Consider the following 2,009-nt stretch of genomic DNA (forward strand, 5'->3'; position numbering starts at 1 on the left):
TCCCGATCCCAGCATCTGTGCGGGAGTATGTCTTCCAAAGGGATGGCTTCCGCTGCCGCAGTTGTGGCAAATCGCCCCCAGAGGTGCAGCTTCAGGTTGATCACATCGTCCCCCTTGCCCAGGGCGGCAGCAACGACATCAGCAACTTGCAAACCCTGTGCAAAGTCTGTAATCAGCGCAAAAAGGACAGGTGGGATCCCCGCTTTCGCCGCCGTTTCGATCTCTAGGGAGCTGAGACCTACCTCAAACAACAGACGGAAAGCCTATCCCTAACCCCCCTCTCCCTCAGAGGGGTTGGGGGTGAGGGCAGCAGCGCGAAGTGCTTGGGTAGGTGGCAAAGTGAAAGTGTTTGAATTGTGTTTGAACCGACTATAAAGCTTGTGCAGCGCCTCTAAGGAGAGCTCGCAGAGTCGCCAACAGCTCAGTCCTCCTCCGCTGCAGGAGCAGGGGCCTCGGCTAGCCGACACACCTGCTTGAGGAGCTGGGCCTCAACAGCGGCGTCGTAGAGCCGCAAAGTTAGGCGAGGCACCCGCAAGGAAGCGGTAATTCGCCCTGCCGGCAGATCCAACCACACCAGCTGTTTTTGAAAGCAGCGGCAGGTGGCCCCTATCTCCTGCGCCAGCTCTTCCACCTCCGGCCAGCTCAGGCAGCGCGGCAGCAGCAGGTCTGTGGCCCAGCCCCTTCCACACTCTCGCCGCCTCAGGATGCGCACCTGCATGGATCCCTAAATCCGCTCGGCGTAGAACTCACACCAGGGATCCCCTTTCTCTCTGGCTTTGGTCTCCTTCCCGTGAAACAGCCCACCCCGCTGGAAGAGGCGGTTGTAGAAGACTTGATCCAGAATCGGCTTCTGCTGAATGTTGCCGTTGTAAACCAGATTCATCAGCGCCGGCACCGCCCCTTGGGCAAAATAGCAGGTCGGATAATCTGCCCGTGGGTAGGAAGCCAAAAAGTAGTTGGTCTCGTAGTTGCCGTCAATAGCCACCCGGCAGGAATGATCGCTCACCACCTCCAAAGCCTGCCAACGACCCCACCCCAAGCTGCTGGTTACGGCATAGGCCCCGTGGATCCAGTCGGTATCCTTTTCCAGCATTGGCCCCACAAGGGTTTCCCACTCCAGCGACTCCATGATGTTGCCCAAGGTGTAGAAGACACAGACATGGCCCGATTCGCGCACCAGATCCTCTGCCACCTGCTGCAGACCGGGTTGCACTGCTTTCAGCTCTTCCAAAAAGCGGTACTGGATGCGGTTGTAGTAATTGGCAGGCATGCGCGTGAGCAGCACGTTGAAGGCGCGAATCTGCCCCCGTTCATCTCCTGCCAAAGGCAGGCTCCACAGAGCTTCGTTGACCGCGTCATAGTCCACCGCTGTTATCGGCTTGGGCAGATCGGCTGGACGTTCGATGAGCTTGCCCATGCCGGGGCTAGGAACCAAAGTCTGAGGCCGTGGCAGCCGAGTAGCCTGGATCAGGCAGCGATCCTTGCGCGTAACCGCCATGCACTCCGTTTCCTCTGCCGTGTAGCTGCCCAGCTCGCCAAAAGTGGCATCCAGCGCCGCCGCCACATAGCCCACGGCCAGATGATCGATGGGACGAGTGCGGTTAGCCTGATCCCCGTACTTGCTCAGCCAGCCTTCTGCGTAGTGGGAGTGGGTGAGCTGGGCTTCGCCACCGCTGGGGCTGGCCTGCAGCTCCAGTCGCCCCAAGCCGAGAAAGCCGAACAACTGGCACGCCACCGCCAGCCGCTCTGCTGCCTGCTGCACTCCCAAGGTTTTAAAAGCGCCCTGGAGCAAGCTGTAGAAGATCTCCTGAGCTGCCGTACGCAGGATGCTCACCCCATCGATCCAGTCGGGATCCTCAATGGTCTGCTGCAAAAATAGGTTGTAGTGGTGGCAGTGGAAAATCACCGGCTCGCCAAAGAGAGAGAGCAGCTTGCGAGCGCGGTCAAGGCGTAAATGCTCCAACATAGATGGCCTGATCTCGAGGGGATAGGAAGGGAGAACAGTTAAC

The 2,009-nt window shown here is 59.2% G+C and carries 3 protein-coding genes; 1 reads left to right on the forward strand and 2 read right to left on the reverse strand.

From position 1 onward, the window contains the following. Positions 1-5 precede the first annotated feature (5 nt). Positions 6-227, forward strand: coding sequence for an HNH endonuclease (locus NW844_RS04720; protein WP_414333971.1), 222 nt, complete (start codon positions 6-8; stop codon positions 225-227). 194 nt (positions 228-421) lie between these two features. On the opposite strand, the gene NW844_RS04725 is transcribed toward NW844_RS04720, so the two are convergent. Beyond that, entirely contained in the window at positions 422-718 is a 297-nt protein-coding gene (locus NW844_RS04725) for a hypothetical protein (RefSeq protein ID WP_414333933.1), read from the reverse strand. A 6-nt stretch (positions 719-724) separates the two neighbouring features. After that, positions 725-1,966, reverse strand: a complete 1,242-nt coding sequence (locus NW844_RS04730; protein ID WP_414333935.1) for a hypothetical protein — start codon at positions 1,964-1,966, stop codon at positions 725-727. Positions 1,967-2,009 lie beyond the last annotated feature (43 nt).

The sequence above is a fragment of the Synechococcus sp. H55.2 genome (assembly GCF_047462495.1).
GTDB lineage: Bacteria > Cyanobacteriota > Cyanobacteriia > Thermostichales > Thermostichaceae > Thermostichus.

Bases quoted from the DNA above. Each gene is read 5' to 3' on its own strand.
- NW844_RS04725 (WP_414333933.1), bottom strand. From the start codon at position 718: ATGCAGGTGCGCATCCTGAGGCGGCGAGAGTGTGGAAGGGGCTGGGCC.
- NW844_RS04730 (WP_414333935.1), bottom strand. From the start codon at position 1,966: ATGTTGGAGCATTTACGCCTTGACCGCGCTCGCAAGCTGCTCTCTCTC.